This is a genomic window from Acinetobacter sp. YH12045 (genome assembly GCF_013419925.1).
Classification (GTDB): Bacteria; Pseudomonadota; Gammaproteobacteria; order Pseudomonadales; family Moraxellaceae; genus Acinetobacter; species Acinetobacter amyesii.
Genome location: NZ_VOZE01000005.1, coordinates 215,610 through 231,994 on the forward strand (window position 1 = coordinate 215,610; position 16,385 = coordinate 231,994).

Below are 16,385 nucleotides of genomic sequence, written 5' to 3' on the forward strand. Positions count from 1 at the left end.
TTCTATCATTGTGTATGCGCGTTCCGGTCCAAAGAGAGGACGATATTTCGCGCCCCACCCAATCGCTAAGCGATTCCTTCAGGTTGCGGCTGTAATCATGTGTGCGTTATACACATCGTCGTTCTCGGATCGCCGCTGATTCTATATTTTCAGCGTCTTTTGCTGTGCCGCTTTTTGCCGATGTCCATCTGAATTTATATTTTTAATGGAGCACCCATTTTTGGGGTGAAATACTCTATGAGCAAAACTTTTGCTGATTTTCCTTTACATGAGTCGTTACAACTAGCATTACAAGGTCTAGGTTTTACTACTCCGACTCCAGTGCAAGAACAATCAATTCCAGCTGCATTAGAAGGTAAAGACCTTCTTGTATCAAGCCAAACTGGTTCTGGTAAAACTGCTGCATTCTTACTCCCAACTGTGAATGCTTTGGCTGGTCAAGACACTTTGATGTCTTTCAAAGAGCGCATGAAAGCGGTAACTGCACCGTCTATTCTTGTACTTTGCCCTACACGTGAATTGGCTCAACAGGTGAGCCAAGACGCAATTGCTTTAGTACGTCATATGAAAGGTGTTCGTATTGCTGCAATTATGGGTGGTATGCCTTTCGGTAAACAAATTCAACAGCTTAAAGGTGCACAAGTTGTCGTAGCGACTCCAGGTCGTTTACTTGACTTGGTTAACCGTCGTCAAATTAAACTAGACAACGTTGATGCGTTAATCGTTGACGAAGCTGACCGTATGCTTGACTTAGGTTTCTCTGAAGACCTAGAAGCGATCAGCGACTTGGCTGCTAACCGTAAACAAACATTAATGTTCTCTGCAACATTTGCGCCGCGTATCATTACACTTGCAGAACGCATGATGAATGATCCACAGCGTATTGCGATTGAAACTGGTCACTCTACAAATACTGACATTACTCAGACTCTTCATTGGACTGACGGTTTCGAACACAAGAAAAAACTTTTGACTCACTGGTTATCTGATGAGTCTGTAGATCAAGCAGTTGTATTCGCATCTACTCAAGAAGATACAGATATGTTGGCTGAAGAACTTGCAGAAGCAGGTCACTCAGTTGTCGCTCTTCACGGTGCAATGCCACAAACTGTACGTAACCGTCGTTTACGCAGCATTCGTGAAGGTCGTGCAAAAATCTTAGTTGCGACTGACGTTGCTGCACGTGGTCTAGACGTACCAACTATTTCTCACGTAATTAACTTCGGTCTTCCAATGAAGAACGAAGACTATGTACACCGTATCGGTCGTACAGGTCGTGCGGGCCGTACTGGTAACGCGATTACTTTAGCGACTTACCGTGAACGCGGTAAAATCCGTGCTTTAGAAGACTTCTTAGATGCACGTTTAAATGTGTCTGAAATTGAAGGTCTTGAGCCATCTCCACCTCCTGCACGCGGTAGCCGTGATGGCGGTCGTGGTCGTCGTGATGGTGGTCGCGGTGGTCGTGGTGGTTTCGGTGGCGGTCGTCGTTTTGAAGGTGAATCAAACTTCAAACGTCGTGAAGGCAACCGTGATGGCGAACGTCGTTCATTCGGTGGCGAAGATCGTCCACGTCGCGAATACAACAACGATCGTCCACGTCGTGAAGGTGGTTTCGAAGATCGTCCACGTCGCGAATTTAACAACGATCGTCCACGTCGTGAAGGCGGTTTCGAAGATCGTCCACGTCGTGAATTTAACAAAGATCGTCCACGTCGTGAAGGCGGTTTTGAAGATCGTCCACGTCGCGAATTTAACAGCGATCGTCCACGTCGTGAAGGTGGTTTTGACCGTCGTTCTAACGATGACAACCGTGGTAACCGTGTAGACTACAAACCAGCTCGTGAAGGTTATGGCGATCGTCCAAAACGTTCATTTGGTGAAGATCGTCCACGTCGTGAATTCAACGGTGACCGTCCTCAACGTTCATTTGGTGAAGATCGTCCAAAACGTTTCGGCGATGACCGTCCAAAACGTTTCGGTGATGATAAACCACGTGGCGAACGCACTTTCGGTGAAGACCGTCCACGTCGTAAATTCAATGACTAATTGAATTTCGAAAGAAATATCGAAAAAACCGGTGGAAACACCGGTTTTTTTTATGGATTTAAATTAGCTTTTTAATCAGAAAAATGTATACTTGATCAAACTTTATGTGTTTAATGATAATTAATATGAATGGAAACGCGTTGGCAAATATGCGTACAGTGATGATCGAGGTACTTATGCCTTATATCGGTTTGACACTCTTATTGTGTAATATCGTTTACTATATATACAATTATTTTAACTAAATTCTTCTATTGGGTTGAAAACACCCTCTATAAAATCGCATTAATAATAAAAAACAATTTACCTGACGGAATGCAGGGATATGCGCTCATGCAATGGTAACATTTTAAACTTCAATCCTTTATAGTATGCATGCTGAAAAAAATGCAGGAAAATCCTCAGCTATGAATAATCAAACGTCTTCTCAGACTCAGGCACTGATCGAAGTGAAAAACCTGAGTTTTAAGCGAGGAGAGCGCGTCATTTATGACAATGTCAGTTTAAAAATTCGTCGTGGTCAGATCACTGCAATTATGGGTCCATCTGGTACAGGTAAAACGACTTTACTCCGTTTAATTGGTGGTCAATTGACTCCCGATAATGGAGAAGTGTTGCTTGATGGGCAGGACATTGCACAGATGTCACGTCAGGAGCTCTTCGCTGCGCGTGCGCGTATGGGGATGTTGTTTCAGAGCGGTGCATTATTTACCGATATGTCGGTATATGAAAACGTAGCCTTTCCAATTCGTGCCCATACCAAGTTGCCAGAGCATTTGATCGCTGAAATTGTTGCGTTGAAATTAGAGTCTGTTGGTTTACGTGGCGCGGAACAAATGATGCCCTCTGAACTATCGGGTGGTATGAATCGTCGTGTGGCTTTGGCCCGTGCAATTGCACTGGATCCTGAGTTAATCATGTATGACGAACCTTTTGCAGGGCAAGACCCGATTGTGATGGGGGTTTTAACCCGCTTGATTCGTTCGCTACGTGAAGCTTTAGATTTAACCACGATTATTGTCTCGCATGATGTGGCTGAAACATTATCAATTGCAGATTACATCTATGTGGTGGCTGAAGGGAAAGTGCAGGGCGAGGGAACACCTGAGCAGTTAAAAGCACATGCCTCGCCGTTTGTGAAGCAGTTCTTGACGGGTTCGGTAGAAGGTCCAGTCGATTATCAATTCAGTCATCAGCCCTATTTAAATCATGAGGTTCGTTCATGAATGCTATTGCCGCATTAGGTAGACGCGTCATTGAACGTGTTCGAGGAATCGGCGTAGCAACCATTATGTTGCTGCAGATTCTTTTTTCCATGCCGACTTTACTTGGCGTGAAATTGTTTATTTATCAGATGTACCGTGTTGGTGTGCTCTCATTACTGATTATTGTGGTATCTGGCTTATTTATTGGCTCGGTACTGGGTTTGCAAATGTATAGCATTCTGTCGACCTTTGGTAGTGAAGCGATGCTCGGTACCGCCGTTGCACTGACTTTACTGCGTGAACTTGCACCTGTGGTGGCGGCTTTACTCTTTGCAGGTCGTGCAGGCTCTGCTTTGACGGCTGAAATTGGTTTGATGAAAGCCACTGAGCAGTTGTCGAGTATGGAAATGATCGGGGTCGATCCATTAAAACGAGTGATCTCGCCTCGACTTTGGGCTGGTATTTTTAGCTTGCCAATGTTGTCGGTGATTTTCGCTGCGGTCGGCATCATGGGCGGTAAATTGGTGGGTGTTGATTTTCTGGGTGCAGATGAAGGCTCTTATTGGAGTGGCATCGAGAACAGTGTGCAATTCTTTAAAGACGTCTTTAATGGCACCATCATCAAAAGTTTTGTTTTTGCATTAATTTGTACTTGGATTGCGGTCTATCAGGGTTATGCCTGTGTCCCAACTTCAGAAGGTATTGCAACGTCGACCACACGTACTGTCGTGTATTCTTCGTTGTGTGTTTTAGGTTCAGATTTCGTGTTGACTGCGGTCATGTTCGGAGGTATTTAATGAAATCACGTACGAGTGAACTGGCCGTCGGTTTTTTTGTCATTCTGTTTGCTATCGCTATTTTCTTCTTGGCGATGCGTGTGAGTGGTTTGGTCGGCAATAACATCGAAGACAGTTATGAATTGACCGCGACATTTGAAAATGTAAACGGGATTAAACCCCGTGCCAAAGTCACCTTAAGCGGTGTTAAAGTTGGTCAAGTGGAATCGTTGAAACTCGATCCTGTGACGCGTTTAGTGACAGCACATCTCATTATGGATGGCTCATTAACCTCTTACAATGCAGAACAATTAAAAGAAGTGCAAAAGAATGCACTCGAAGAACTGCGTTACACATCAGACTATGAAGCAGCGACACCTGCGAAACAAAAAGAAATGGAACAGCAACTGATTGCTAACATGAAATCCATCACCAATATCGATGAAGATGCTTACATTATGGTGGCAACCAATGGTTTATTGGGCGAGAAATATTTGAAAATTGTACCGGGTGGTGGTGTCAACTTCTTAAAACGTGGTGACCAAATTGGTAATACCCAAGGTACGATGGAAATCGAAGATTTGGTGTCTAAATTTGTGACCGGTGGTGCAGGGAACAAATCTGACAACACAGCAGAGGCTGAACAAAAAACAGAAGCTGCTGACACAACAACGGCAGACGAACCTGCATTTGTTGAATAATTTTTAGGAGAAATTAAGTGAACACATTGTTAAAACATACGCTTACAGCAAGTATCTTATCAACTATGATGGCAGGTACAGCTTTTGCTGCTCCAAGCGAAGCACCACCTGCATTTGTAAAAAAAGTGGCTGATGGCCTCATTACACGTTTAAAAGCAGACCACGCAAAACTACAAAATAACCCTGCGGCTGTGAAAACGATTGTTCGTCAAAACTTAGACCCGTATATCGATTCACAAGCGTTCACACGTATCGTGATGGGTACGTATGCAACGAATCAATACAGCTCAGCGGCTCAACGTGCGCAGTTTGAACGTAACTTCCGTGCAACACTGATCGAAAACTATGGTTCAGCTTTTGCCAAGTTTAGTAACCAAACGTATAGCATGCGTCCATATAAAGCATCGAACAGTAAGAACCCTGTTGTAACGATTGATTTCCATAACAACGGTGAAAAAATTCCAGTCTCTTTCCAGTTGGCGGATAAAGGTTCACAATGGAAAATCCGTAATATCAACGTTTCGGGTATTGACCTAGGTTTACAATTCCGTAATCAGTTTGCGGCAACTGTAAAACGTAATGGCGGTAACATTGATAAAGCAATTGCGAACTTCAAACCTGATGCTGATGCAGCATTGGACAAGAAAAAATAAGATAGGTGATGTGTGATTAAACTTCATCAACAAGAATTGATGGTTTCAGGCAAAATCGATTACAACAATGCCGAATTGTATTATCAAGACGGCTTGAAATTGATTCAACAACAGCAAGCTTTTCCCTTAGTGGTCAATCTTGCTGAGCTTGAGCATGGCAGTACTTTAGCTTTAGCTGTTTTGGTTCGTTGGTTACGTCAAACGCCAAAAGCGCAAGGTTTGCAGTTTAAAGCAGTCCCTGAAAAAATGATGAAGATTATTCAAGCCTGTCATCTTGAGCATGACTTGCAATTGATCTAAATAAAAAAAGCACCATAAGGTGCTTTTTTTATTTTAGCGGGACAAGAAACTCTCGCAAGTCTACGCAATAGGCAAGGATCAAATCCATTTCTTCCAGCGGAAATACATCAATGGGCCAATAAAGAATGCCACGATGATTAAGCTGACCACGATAAAACTGGTTGTACCATGCGCGAAGGGCAGTACATCGGTGTTCATCCCATAGACGCTAGCCACTAACATCGGTGGCGCAAGCATACTTGGTAAAATCGAGAATCGACGAATCGTATCATTCTGTTCGGTGTTAATGAACCCAGAGGTGGTATCCAGTAAGAATCGAACCTTTTGGAACAAAAAGGCATCATGCTCAACAAGAGAGCGAACGTCTTCACTGAGTTCTCGGATGTCGGCATCATAAATATGACTGCCCAAGGCGCGAGGACGTGACAGGAAGGTGAGAACGCGACGTAAATCGATCAGACACAGCTGTGCTTTCCCGAGCATATCTTCTAAATGCGCAAGTCGGGTAATCATGTCATCTAAGTCTAAAATCATCTCACGATGACGGTTATTCAGCACTTCTGTGGAATACTTTTCTAAGTCCTTGTGGATATCTTCCAAGATATCCGCAAGCTCATCGAGTTTGGCTTCTAAAAGACCCAATAAAATCCAAGTTGGATCTTTATAGTCAATTTCATAGTCATTACGACGCGCACGGGCACGAAAGGCACGGAAAGCCACCAGCTTTTCACCCCGTAAAGTGAATAAGCGCTCTTTATGCAAAATAAAGGCAACTGTCTGCACGGTAGCTAAGGTGCTGGCATTTTCTTCGGGTTCGCCATCGACCTGAAAATTTTTATTTTTCGTTAAAAAATAGGTGCTGATGTGCAAAATACCATCGTCATCACGGTAGAATCGTGCACTCGACGAAATATCTTCTAATGATTTTAATGTAGGTAAATTTTGATCATAGGCATCCATAATCCATTGCTGCTCTTCCTGAGACGGGGCAATGAGATCGAGCCAGACTAAATCCTGATGTAAATCGAAGTCACCATTGATGGTGACATCTTCTAAGCTACCGCGCTCTGTGGCGTAAAAGGCTTCAAGCATGTTGTCTTTTCCCCTTACGCAGTAAGTTAAAAATGAATGGGTGTATTTTAGACAAGGATTTGCTGAAAAACACTGTTCTAATGCTTAATTTATGAAAAAATCTGTTTAAAGTTGATTTTTCCAGCATAGCGTTCCTGATCTGATGGTGATTATAAATGAAATCTATCGCAATTTTCTGTGGTTCTGCCCTTGGTAACAATCCTGCCTATTTACAGGTGGCTGAAAAAGTCGGTCGTCATTTAGCGGCCCAAGGTATTACATTAGTCTATGGTGGTGGTCGTTCAGGTTTGATGGGGGTTGTGGCAGATAGTGCTTTGCGTGCAGGCGGGCAAGTCATTGGGGTGATTCCAAAAGTCCTGGTCGATAAAGAATTGGCACATCCAGATTTAACCGAATTGCATGTGGTAGAAAATATGCAACAACGGAAAACTAAAATGTCTGAACTCTCGGATGGTTTTGTGGCGATTCCAGGTGGAGCAGGGACTTTAGAGGAAATTTTTGAGCAGTGGACGTGGGCTCAATTGGGCATTCATTTAAAGCCATGTGCCTTTCTCAATGTAGATGGTTTTTATGACGATTTATTGAATTTTCTGAAAACTACCGCAGAAAAAGGCTTTACCCATCCGCGTTTTATCGAAGGCTTAATTGCAGAAGATAATATTGAAACGATTGTTGAGCAGTTTCAACATTTCACTGCGCCAGAGCCGAAATGGGGCATGGTTGAACGTACAGCCTTTATCGCCGATTTGGAACAAGATAGATGAAAATTATCACTGTTGCCGCAGCCATTATTTTAAATGAACAGCATGAACTTTTAGTGGTTCGTAAAAAACACACGGCATTCTTTATGCAAGTAGGTGGAAAATTAGAACCCAATGAAGCTCCTGAAATCACCATGCTGCGTGAAATTCAGGAAGAAATTGGCTGCGCTGCGCAGATTGAGCAATTCATTGGTCGTTTTGAAACGGCTGCTGCGAACGAACCCGATCATCTATTGGTGAGTTATGTCTATCTGGTCCAGTTGCAAGGTGAACCGAAAATTGATGCGGAAATTGCAGCGATGCAATGGGTCAGCTTGGATGATACACAAACAAAACTTGCACCTTTAACACGTGAGGTGGTGATTCCTTGGGTGAAGCAGCAGGCGCGATCTCTTGCTGAAAGCTAAACCGCTTCGCGTGTTCATTTTCTTTAGAGGTTGATGTTTGAAACTAAGGCTGTGCCGCAGCAATGCATGCGGCATATACCTGCGTGCAATGTAGCTGATGTAACAGCTTGCTTAATGCATGGATTGAACTTCCCGTGGTCACCACATCATCGATGATGAGGACTTTACGGAAACGGCGTTTTTCGGTTGGGTCGATAATAAATTGCTGTTCGATATTTTCTAGGCGTTCTAGCCGACTTAAACCTTTTTGAGCGTGCTGTGCTTGACGAATCACCGGTTGCCAAACGGGGATGCGCAATTGCTTTGCCATCACCTGTGCAACAAGCAGCATTTGGTTGTACCCACGGTCTTTGAGGCGTTCTACTGAAATAGGCATCGGCACGATGGCCTGAACTCTAGCTAAGCGCATGCTTAAAAGGCTCTGTGCCAGTAAATTTTGATACTGCAATTGTTGCTCATACTTATAGCTTTGGATGATGCGATCTATTGGAAAATCATAGTGAAAGGCACAAGAGATGCTGTGTTCATGGCGATTAACCATTTGTTTAAACCAAGGCAGTTGTTCCCAGCAGTCAATACAAAGCGAATGATGTTGTTGTCGATCGATACTACAGAGTAGGCAAGGGGAAAAGCTCTGCATCCCTTTTTGGATGAAGTGTTGGATAGATTGGAGCATATTTTTATTCTAATCATTCTTTTTTGTGTATTTTGCACAGTTTGTGGTGAAGTGCAATCACGACACCACAGAAACCTGTTCGACAAGCTTATTCGTTAAAGCCAATCTGTATTTTAGGATGATCGAACCATCATCCTAATTATACATAGGCATAACGGGGTGCTTGAGGCAGCCATCGTTTTAAAAGCGCTTGAGCCTGTGCAGGATAATCATTTAGGACTTGTTGAGCCACATAGTGTGCCTGATTGAGTAAATGATCATCTCGCTCTAATTTTGCTACACGAAAGCCCATATCGCCTGTTTGTTTAGTGCCGAGGAGCTCGCCGGGACCGCGAATTTCCAAATCTTTTTCAGCAATAATAAAGCCGTCATTTGTCTCGCGCATGATGCGTAAACGCTCTTGCCCATTTTGCGACAAGGGATTTTTATACAGCAAGGCACAGAAACTGGCTTTGGCACCACGTCCTACACGACCACGTAGCTGATGTAGTTGTGAAAGCCCTAAGCGTTCTGCATTTTCAATCACCATGATTGAGGCATTCGGGACGTCAACACCAACTTCAATCACTGTGGTTGCAATCAGTAATTGCAATTCATTATTTTTAAATTGCTGCATCACTGCTTGTTTTTCATCGGCCTTCATTTTGCCATGAACCAGACCAATATTGAGGTCTGGAAAGCGTTCTTTAATTTCATTAAAAGTCGCTTCAGCGGCCTGAGCATCTAAAGTTTCTGATTGTTCAACTAAGGTACAGACCCAATAGGCTTGTTTACCTTCAGCACAATTGCTGGCAATCCGCTGTAGCACTTCTTCACGACGGTCAAGTGGAATAGTGACTGTTTGAATCGGTGTACGACCGGGTGGCAGTTCATCAATGACGGAGGTATCTAAATCGCCATAAGCCGACATCGCCAAGGTACGAGGAATAGGGGTTGCCGTCATCACCAGTTGATGCGGTGTCATGCCATTGAGACCTTTGTTTCGTAGCGCCAAACGCTGATCGACGCCAAAACGGTGTTGTTCATCAATAATCACTAAACCCAATTTGGCAAATTGTACATTGTCTTGAAATAAAGCATGTGTGCCGACCACTAAATTGGCGGAACCATCTTGAATACTTTGTTCTGCAGCAGCTCGAGCTTTACCTTTTTGCTTGCCTGAAAGCCAAGACACGGTCAGACCCATAGGCTCAAACCATTTTTTGAAATTTAGATAATGCTGTTCGGCCAAAATTTCTGTCGGCGCCATCATGGCCACTTGCCAACCTTCCTCGAGCGCATGACAGGCTGCAACGCCTGCGACTAGGGTTTTACCTGCACCTACATCACCTTGTACGAGTCGCAGCATAGGTTTGTTCTTTTTCAGATCGACCGCAATTTCTTTGGACACGCGTTTTTGTGCGCCGGTCATTTCAAATGGCAGCGTACTTAAAAGTTGTTTGGTGAAGTTCTTACTTGCAGAGAATGACGGTGCTTCGATTTGTTGAATATAAGCACGGCGGCTGAGCAAACTGACCTGATGGGCAACCAATTCTTCGAAAATTAAACGTTGCTGTGCAGGATGAGAACCTTGGCTGAGTTGCAACATATTGGCATCGACAGGGGGGTGATGAATATAGTCCAGTGCTTGTTTTAGGGCATAGCCATTGGTGAATTTTTCCGGCAATAATTCAGGTAAGTCATCACTATATAACTGTAGTGCTTGTTTGACATATTCACGCAGTTTGGACTGCGTTAAGCCTTCGGTTGCGGGGTAAATCGCAGTGAGTTGGGTTTGTGGTAAAGGCGTGTGTTCAGTAATCACCTGTAGTTCAGGATGATACATTTCTAAGCCACGAGCACCAACACGGACTTCACCAAAAATCCGTAAACGATTGCCCGGTTTTACCCGATCAGTAATGCCTTTGTAGATATGGTAAAAACGTAAAGTAACTTTGCCATAGTCGTCATCCAGTAGGGCGGCCATCGATTTACGCTTACCGGGTGGGAAGTCGATACTTTTGACTGTACCTTCCAGTAAATAACTTCGACCCACGGTCAATTGGTTCATGGGGATGATCGTGCTACGATCTTCATAGTCGCGTGGCAGATGAAACAAAAGATCATCTGTCGTGAAAATATTTAGTTTTTCAAGTAAAGCAGCGGCGGCATTGCCAACCCCTTGCAATTGATGGACGGCAGCCATGTCCCCTCAACTTCGGTTTATATGATCTAAATGGATCAGTTCTGAGAATAGGTCGTTTGATGCATATTCTATTTATCGGTTATGGTAAAACATCGCAACGTGTTGCTAAACAATTATTTCAGCAAGGTCACCAAATTACCACAGTGAGTCGTAGTGCGAAAGAGGATGATTTTGCAGAACATTTAATCCAAGATGTTCACCAACTGGATTTATCGCAGGTTCAACCGATTGATGCTGTCTATGTTCTTTTGGCTCCTGCACGTCATGCTCAATTCAATGCTGTGGATGCTTATCGATACACTTATGTCGATTCTGTACAGCCGATTGTTCAAGCATTAGCAAGTCATCCAATACAACGTTTAATCGTGGTGTCGTCCACTCGTGTCTATGGTGAGCATGCGGGGGAGCGCATTGATGATGACACTGTGCCACAACCGATCGATGAGCAGGGGATGTTGTTACGCGAAATGGAGCATCGCTACTCACAAGCATTTCCTACTGAATGCGTGATCGTACGTCCATCTGGGATTTATGGCACATCGACAGCGCGAATGCGTAAACTAGCAGAAACGACTAATCGCTATCCCAATATCCATTGGTCCAATCGAATACATATCGAAGATTTGGCAAATTTTCTGTGTCATCTACTCCACGTGGAACATCCTGAAAAATCATATATTTGTACTAATAACCAACCTCAACCTTTGCATGAGCGAATCTTGGATTTGCAAAGAGCTATGCATTTACCCGAATTGGTTTTAGAGAGCGAAGCAGAAACAGGGAAAAAGATTTATGCAACGCGGATGACGAAGAGTGGTTTTAAGTTAGCGCACGATTGATTGTGATGTGCAGTGTAAAATTGTCGTGACGTATAAAATTCAGTGCAGCTTTGTGAGTATTAAAAGAAATTCTATAAATGAATAAGATAGGTCTTTTACAACATGTATTGTTCAAATTTTCGAATGGATCTCAAAGGATAAAATTTAAATAATGACAAAATCATTTGCTGAACTTACTCAGAATTTACCCCATAGACCGATTTTGGAAAAAGCTTTGAGTTATTTTGAGAATTTACCAAAGATCGCGATTGATTGTGGTTGTGGTGCAGGAAATGAATCATCATTTCTACTCCGTCATCATTTTAAAGTATATGCATTTGATCCATCTGTTGACACTAAAAATATCTGTCTAAGTAAATTTAAAGACAATAAGAATTTTTTATTTTCTAATCAGGCCTTTGAAGACTATAGCTTTCCTAAAGCTAGTTTAATTATTGCTTTATTCAGTTTATTTTTTTGTTCTACGGATTCGCTTGAAAGTGTTTTAAAGAAAATGAAGGAATCCTTAAGTGAGCAAGGCATCTTACTCATACAACTGTTAGGGAAAGATGATGATTGGGTAAATAATTTTTCTGAAAAATTTATAGGTTTTGAACAGGAAGAACTTAAACAATTGTTTGATGCGGACTTTGATATTATTTATATCAATGAATTTAAAGGCAATAAACCGCTAGCCAATGGAACTCCAAAATTTTGGAATGTACATACCTTAATTTAAAAAAAAATATTAAATACTTTTGTATAGTCCAAAAAAAAGAGACAAGCTTTTTACAACTTGTCCCTGATTTTGCTCATCTTCTTCCGCTTTTATGGCGAAAAAATCAGAACGGTTTATTTCTTCTTACGTTTCAAGCGTTTTTTGGCTTGTTCCGCAGCCACTTTATCTAGTGCTTCTTTTAATTCTTCATCACTAAAGGTCGTAATGTGTTGCAACATTTGGAGTGTCACATCATCCAAAACGAGGTTGGCATATTGCGCAACATTTTGGAAATTTTCATCAAACACAATGGCATTGTTTTCATTGGTGCTGATATAACCTTGTTGGGTTAAGACTTTAATAAAGCTTTGGAATAAGGCCTTATCAAAGAACTCAGGCGAGTTAAATTCATACAACACAGACAGACGTTGACCAACCAAGTGGCTGAGTTCTTCAACCTGACGCGTCGAGATATTACCCGAACCACGTTGTGTGATTAAAGCCAAAGTCATGTAGTAACGCTCTAGACTTTGCATCACGGGTGCAGCCAAGACCACTAACTGATTGTGCTGCTCTGAGTTAGGCGCAGGGGAGATCAGGTTGCCTTCAGCATCTTCAGAAATTAGCTTGGCTTTGATCAGTACTTCTGCATACGCACAGATCTGATCTTTAAGCTCTTCATCATTCCATTTGAGGAATAACTCAGCTTTTAAGAACGGATACAGTGTACGAATGACATTAATCAAATCACCACGGCGAATAGAACCATTATGTTCAACTAAAGCGGCAATGAGTGATGGCAAAATAAATGCGTGCAGGATGTTGTTACGGAAGTAGGTTAACAGCACCGCTTGATTATCAGCAATGGCAATAATATCGCCAAGGACATGATTAACACGTTTAATCAGCTTGAGTTTCAAGCCATAAGCAATGATTTCTTTACCCGATAGCGGTGTCACTTGCATGCGTTCATCGTAAGGTAAGGCATTTAAAAGATCGCGATAGGTATCTAACTGCTTAATGCAAATCTCTTCATCTAAAGTATGTTTAGATGTTGCCAATAAAATCAGTGAAAGCAATGAAACTGGGTTCACCACTGCTGCACGGTTAATATTTTCTAAAATCACGTGTGCAGAACTGTTAATGGCATCCGAAACTTCTGGCGGAATTGGGTCGTCATTTTTCTCGATTTTGATGTTGCTTGCATTATGCTGTTTCAACATATCATCAAGGAAAACCGGCTCACCAAAGTTCAAATGCACTTTACCGAAAATACGTTCGATCTTACGCAGAGTTTTCATAATCCCGATGATCGATTCGCCCTCTTTCGGCTTACCATTCATTTCGCCAACGTAGGTCGCACCTTCCATTAAACGCTCATAACCAATATAGGTCGGTAAGAACACGATCGGTTTGGCTGGATTACGTAAATGACCATGGACAGTCATGGCGAGCATGCCGGTCTTCGGTGGTAATAAACGACCAGTACGTGAACGACCCCCTTCGATGAAGTATTCAAGCGGCGTATTACGCGCCAAAATACTGTAGAGGTATTCTTTAAATACGGTGGTGTAGAGACCATTGCCACGGAATGAACGACGAATAAAGAACGCGCCGCCGCCACGTAAAATTTGCCCGACAAATGGCATGTTTAAGTTATCGCCCGCAGCAATGTACGGCACCATCAAGCCACGTTTATAGATCACATAAGACAATAATAAATAGTCGATATGGCTACGATGACATGGGGTGTAAATGATCTCGTAGTCTTTGGCTAGTTCACGAACGGTACTGAAGTTATGTACTTCGACGCCATCATAAAGCTGTGTCCATAGGCGAGTCAGGGCTAAGTCAGCAAAACGTACTGTTGATGCAGAATAGTCAGAAACGATTTCATTTAAATAACCAATCGCACGACGTTCAGCTTCAACCATGCTGATTTTACTGCGAATGCTTTCACGACGAATCGCATCTTGCACATCCGTAGATTTGATCAGGCCGTGCATCACATTACGACGGTCAGATAAATCCGGCCCCAAAACTACTTCACGCTGTGCATCTAAATAATCATTCAGTGTGCTGACAATATAAGTCGCAGGTGACAAGTTTGGATGTGTAGTTTTGGCATATTCAACCAAACGACGCAAAGACTGTGGCTCATGGAATTCGAGGTACGATTGACGACCGTGCAAACCAATATTCACCAACTGCTTCACTTTGCTTGGTGTAGACCATGTATCGGTAAATAATAATTTAAACCAAGAATCTTCTTTATCGGGTTCACGACCCCACAGCACGGTTACAGGAACGAGCTCAACATCCGCATCAGGATTTTTTTCCAAAACCTCAATTAAACGTAATAAACGAGGTGGAAATGCATGTGGCGGTGGATTGAGTAAGTTGTCTTCATCATGATGTTGTAAAAACACCACAGATGCTTTTTCTGTTTGCGTACCCACAGTCATTGGGTCGAGTGCAGGGTGTAGCTTTAAACGACGGGTTTCACCATCGACAATTAAAGCATTACTCCGTGAATGATTTTGCAGAACGTAGCAGGTAATTTTCGTTGTCTGTACGCCGGTATTTGTATCGGTTTCAGTCACTACAGGTTCTACAGGGACTTCACCTAAAACATGCGGTGTTACCACAAGGTCAAGCAGTTTACTCGAAAGCTTTCGATACATCTGACCAAAGCCGCTCTTGGACATACAAACTCCTACTTTTCATGACCAAACCACAGAGATTCTGAGAGGAATCTATTCTGCGTAATTGTACTTAAAAACTGTATGTCATTTTCTGACAAATTGCATAGATATTGTAAGATTTTATCGTTAAAAAACGTATTTTTAGCAGTTATATTGCATCAGCAAGGTGACAGATCAGTCAGCGAATCTTTAGGGTTTTAGTCTGGATTTATGGCAAAATGGAAAATATATTTAAACATCTGTTGATGTTGCCTGCGTTAGCTTAATCCCGAATGATAGATAGGTTTGTTATGAATGCCTTAACACAAGAGTTGGTTGATTTACTCAGCCTTGAAAAATTAGAAGAAAATATTTTTCGTGGGCAAAGCCGAAATTTGGTCGGGAAACGTGTCTTTGGCGGACAGGTTTTAGGTCAGGCGCTACGTGCGGCATCTTATACGACAGATCGACCTGCTCATTCTTTACATGCCTATTTCTTATTTGGCGGTGATATCAATGCACCAATCATTTATGAAGTGGATCGTATTCGCGATGGACGCAGTTTTGTGAGTCGTCAGGTTCGTGCGATTCAACATGGTAAAACCATTTTTATGTGTATGGTGTCATTTGCAGAGCAAGAAGACGGGTTGAACTACCAAGTTGCAGAGCCAGAATATCCAGCCGTCGAAGATTTAAAATCTGAAGCAGAGCTGAAACGAATGATGGTGGAGTTTGTCCCTGAAAACGTCCGTGCGTCTTTTATGCGCGACCGTCACGTAGAAATTCGCCCGATTGATCCACAAAACCCGTACCAACCGCAGCCTGCTGCGCCATCGTATGCACACTATATTCGTACCCATGACACGATTGCTGCCGATGTTGATGACATCTCTTTACATCAGGCCATTGCAGCATTCTATTCAGACTTTACATTGATGACGACTGCACTACGTCCACATGGTTTAAGTTATTTATCACCAAGTTTACAGTGTGCGAGTATTGATCATGCCATGTATTTCCATAAGCCATTCCGTGTAGATGAATGGATGCTTTATGACATGGATGCCACCGTCAGTGCCAGTTCACGTGGTCTAAATTTTGGTCGCATGTGGCAAAACGGTGAGTTGGTCTGTAGTACGACACAAGAAGGCTTGATTCGTTTACGTGAAATTGAAACCCAATAAGCTTTGAGCACTATGTGTTAAGTCGTGCATGTTAAATACTCAAAAAACCGAATCTTCTGATTCGGTTTTTTATATCCGTCAATTTTTGATATGAAGCTACTTGCGGAATGGAGTTATCTAGTTAGGGGTACTGTACAAGTTGAATGGAGCTGAATTCATGCTTTGCAGAATTGTAG

Annotated in this window: 15 protein-coding genes; 11 read left to right on the forward strand and 4 right to left on the reverse strand. The window is 42.6% G+C overall.

What is annotated here, in order from left to right:
* Positions 1–237: 237 nt before the first annotated feature.
* The 6 genes from FTU02_RS09065 to FTU02_RS09090 all read left to right on the forward strand — a co-directional run bounded on the left by FTU02_RS09065 (position 238) and on the right by FTU02_RS09090 (position 5,684).
* Complete coding sequence (locus FTU02_RS09065; RefSeq protein WP_180156806.1) at positions 238–2,049, forward strand: DEAD/DEAH box helicase; 1,812 nt, start codon at positions 238–240, stop codon at positions 2,047–2,049.
* Positions 2,050–2,456: 407 nt separating this feature from the next.
* A complete protein-coding gene (locus tag FTU02_RS09070) occupies positions 2,457–3,275 on the forward strand; it encodes an ABC transporter ATP-binding protein (RefSeq protein ID WP_111885426.1) in 819 nt (272 codons plus the stop codon).
* A complete protein-coding gene (gene mlaE, locus FTU02_RS09075; RefSeq protein WP_078189301.1) occupies positions 3,272–4,051 on the forward strand; it encodes a lipid asymmetry maintenance ABC transporter permease subunit MlaE in 780 nt (259 codons plus the stop codon). Before FTU02_RS09070 ends, mlaE begins: the two co-directional genes overlap by 4 nt.
* Positions 4,051–4,731 carry an outer membrane lipid asymmetry maintenance protein MlaD gene (locus FTU02_RS09080; RefSeq protein ID WP_180156808.1) on the forward strand — a complete coding sequence of 227 codons (681 nt, stop codon included), beginning with the start codon at positions 4,051–4,053 and terminating at the stop codon, positions 4,729–4,731. Before mlaE ends, FTU02_RS09080 begins: the two co-directional genes overlap by 1 nt.
* A 17-nt stretch (positions 4,732–4,748) precedes the next feature.
* A complete protein-coding gene (locus FTU02_RS09085) occupies positions 4,749–5,384 on the forward strand; it encodes a phospholipid-binding protein MlaC (RefSeq protein ID WP_078189299.1) in 636 nt (211 codons plus the stop codon).
* Positions 5,385–5,423: 39 nt separating this feature from the next.
* Positions 5,424–5,684, forward strand: coding sequence for a lipid asymmetry maintenance protein MlaB (locus FTU02_RS09090; protein WP_218945760.1), 261 nt, complete (start codon positions 5,424–5,426; stop codon positions 5,682–5,684).
* Positions 5,685–5,762: 78 nt separating this feature from the next.
* On the opposite strand, the gene FTU02_RS09095 is transcribed toward FTU02_RS09090, so the two are convergent.
* Positions 5,763–6,776, reverse strand: a complete 1,014-nt coding sequence (locus FTU02_RS09095) for a CorA family divalent cation transporter (RefSeq protein ID WP_078189297.1) — start codon at positions 6,774–6,776, stop codon at positions 5,763–5,765.
* Between the two features lie 155 nt (positions 6,777–6,931).
* Between FTU02_RS09095 and FTU02_RS09100 the strand changes: the two genes are divergently transcribed.
* Positions 6,932–7,540, forward strand: coding sequence for a TIGR00730 family Rossman fold protein (locus tag FTU02_RS09100; protein WP_180024338.1), 609 nt, complete (start codon positions 6,932–6,934; stop codon positions 7,538–7,540).
* Positions 7,537–7,944, forward strand: coding sequence for an NUDIX domain-containing protein (locus tag FTU02_RS09105; protein ID WP_180156810.1), 408 nt, complete (start codon positions 7,537–7,539; stop codon positions 7,942–7,944). Before FTU02_RS09100 ends, FTU02_RS09105 begins: the two co-directional genes overlap by 4 nt.
* 43 nt (positions 7,945–7,987) lie before the next feature.
* On the opposite strand, the gene FTU02_RS09110 is transcribed toward FTU02_RS09105, so the two are convergent.
* On the reverse strand, positions 7,988–8,620 hold the full coding sequence (locus FTU02_RS09110; protein ID WP_180156812.1) for a ComF family protein: 633 nt from the start codon (positions 8,618–8,620) through the stop codon (positions 7,988–7,990).
* 139 nt (positions 8,621–8,759) lie between these two features.
* Positions 8,760–10,805 (reverse strand): ATP-dependent DNA helicase RecG, encoded by a 2,046-nt coding sequence (gene recG, locus FTU02_RS09115; RefSeq protein ID WP_180156814.1) that lies wholly within the window; start codon positions 10,803–10,805, stop codon positions 8,760–8,762.
* Positions 10,806–10,864: 59 nt separating this feature from the next.
* On the opposite strand from recG, the gene FTU02_RS09120 reads away from it, so the two are divergent.
* Positions 10,865–11,644 carry an NAD-dependent epimerase/dehydratase family protein gene (locus tag FTU02_RS09120; RefSeq protein ID WP_180156816.1) on the forward strand — a complete coding sequence of 260 codons (780 nt, stop codon included), beginning with the start codon at positions 10,865–10,867 and terminating at the stop codon, positions 11,642–11,644.
* Positions 11,645–11,795: 151 nt separating this feature from the next.
* Positions 11,796–12,362: a methyltransferase domain-containing protein gene (locus tag FTU02_RS09125; RefSeq protein ID WP_180156818.1), complete on the forward strand. Its 567-nt coding sequence runs from the start codon at positions 11,796–11,798 to the stop codon at positions 12,360–12,362.
* 113 nt (positions 12,363–12,475) lie between these two features.
* Here the strand turns inward: FTU02_RS09125 and plsB are convergent, their stop codons facing one another.
* Entirely contained in the window at positions 12,476–15,049 is a 2,574-nt protein-coding gene (plsB, locus tag FTU02_RS09130; protein WP_180156820.1) for a glycerol-3-phosphate 1-O-acyltransferase PlsB, read from the reverse strand.
* Positions 15,050–15,336: 287 nt separating this feature from the next.
* On the opposite strand from plsB, the gene FTU02_RS09135 reads away from it, so the two are divergent.
* On the forward strand, positions 15,337–16,209 hold the full coding sequence (locus FTU02_RS09135; RefSeq protein ID WP_180010518.1) for an acyl-CoA thioesterase II: 873 nt from the start codon (positions 15,337–15,339) through the stop codon (positions 16,207–16,209).
* Positions 16,210–16,385: the final 176 nt, after the last annotated feature.

Coding starts and splice junctions, on each gene's coding strand:
- FTU02_RS09065 (WP_180156806.1), top strand. CDS start 238: ATGAGCAAAACTTTTGCTGATTTTCCTTTACATGAGTCGTTACAACTA.
- FTU02_RS09070 (WP_111885426.1), top strand. CDS start 2,457: ATGAATAATCAAACGTCTTCTCAGACTCAGGCACTGATCGAAGTGAAA.
- mlaE (WP_078189301.1), top strand. CDS start 3,272: ATGAATGCTATTGCCGCATTAGGTAGACGCGTCATTGAACGTGTTCGA.
- FTU02_RS09080 (WP_180156808.1), top strand. CDS start 4,051: ATGAAATCACGTACGAGTGAACTGGCCGTCGGTTTTTTTGTCATTCTG.
- FTU02_RS09090 (WP_218945760.1), top strand. CDS start 5,424: ATGGTTTCAGGCAAAATCGATTACAACAATGCCGAATTGTATTATCAA.
- FTU02_RS09095 (WP_078189297.1), bottom strand. CDS start 6,776: ATGCTTGAAGCCTTTTACGCCACAGAGCGCGGTAGCTTAGAAGATGTC.
- FTU02_RS09100 (WP_180024338.1), top strand. CDS start 6,932: ATGAAATCTATCGCAATTTTCTGTGGTTCTGCCCTTGGTAACAATCCT.
- FTU02_RS09105 (WP_180156810.1), top strand. CDS start 7,537: ATGAAAATTATCACTGTTGCCGCAGCCATTATTTTAAATGAACAGCAT.
- FTU02_RS09110 (WP_180156812.1), bottom strand. CDS start 8,620: ATGCTCCAATCTATCCAACACTTCATCCAAAAAGGGATGCAGAGCTTT.
- recG (WP_180156814.1), bottom strand. CDS start 10,805: ATGGCTGCCGTCCATCAATTGCAAGGGGTTGGCAATGCCGCCGCTGCT.
- FTU02_RS09120 (WP_180156816.1), top strand. CDS start 10,865: ATGCATATTCTATTTATCGGTTATGGTAAAACATCGCAACGTGTTGCT.
- FTU02_RS09125 (WP_180156818.1), top strand. CDS start 11,796: ATGACAAAATCATTTGCTGAACTTACTCAGAATTTACCCCATAGACCG.
- plsB (WP_180156820.1), bottom strand. CDS start 15,049: ATGTCCAAGAGCGGCTTTGGTCAGATGTATCGAAAGCTTTCGAGTAAA.
- FTU02_RS09135 (WP_180010518.1), top strand. CDS start 15,337: ATGAATGCCTTAACACAAGAGTTGGTTGATTTACTCAGCCTTGAAAAA.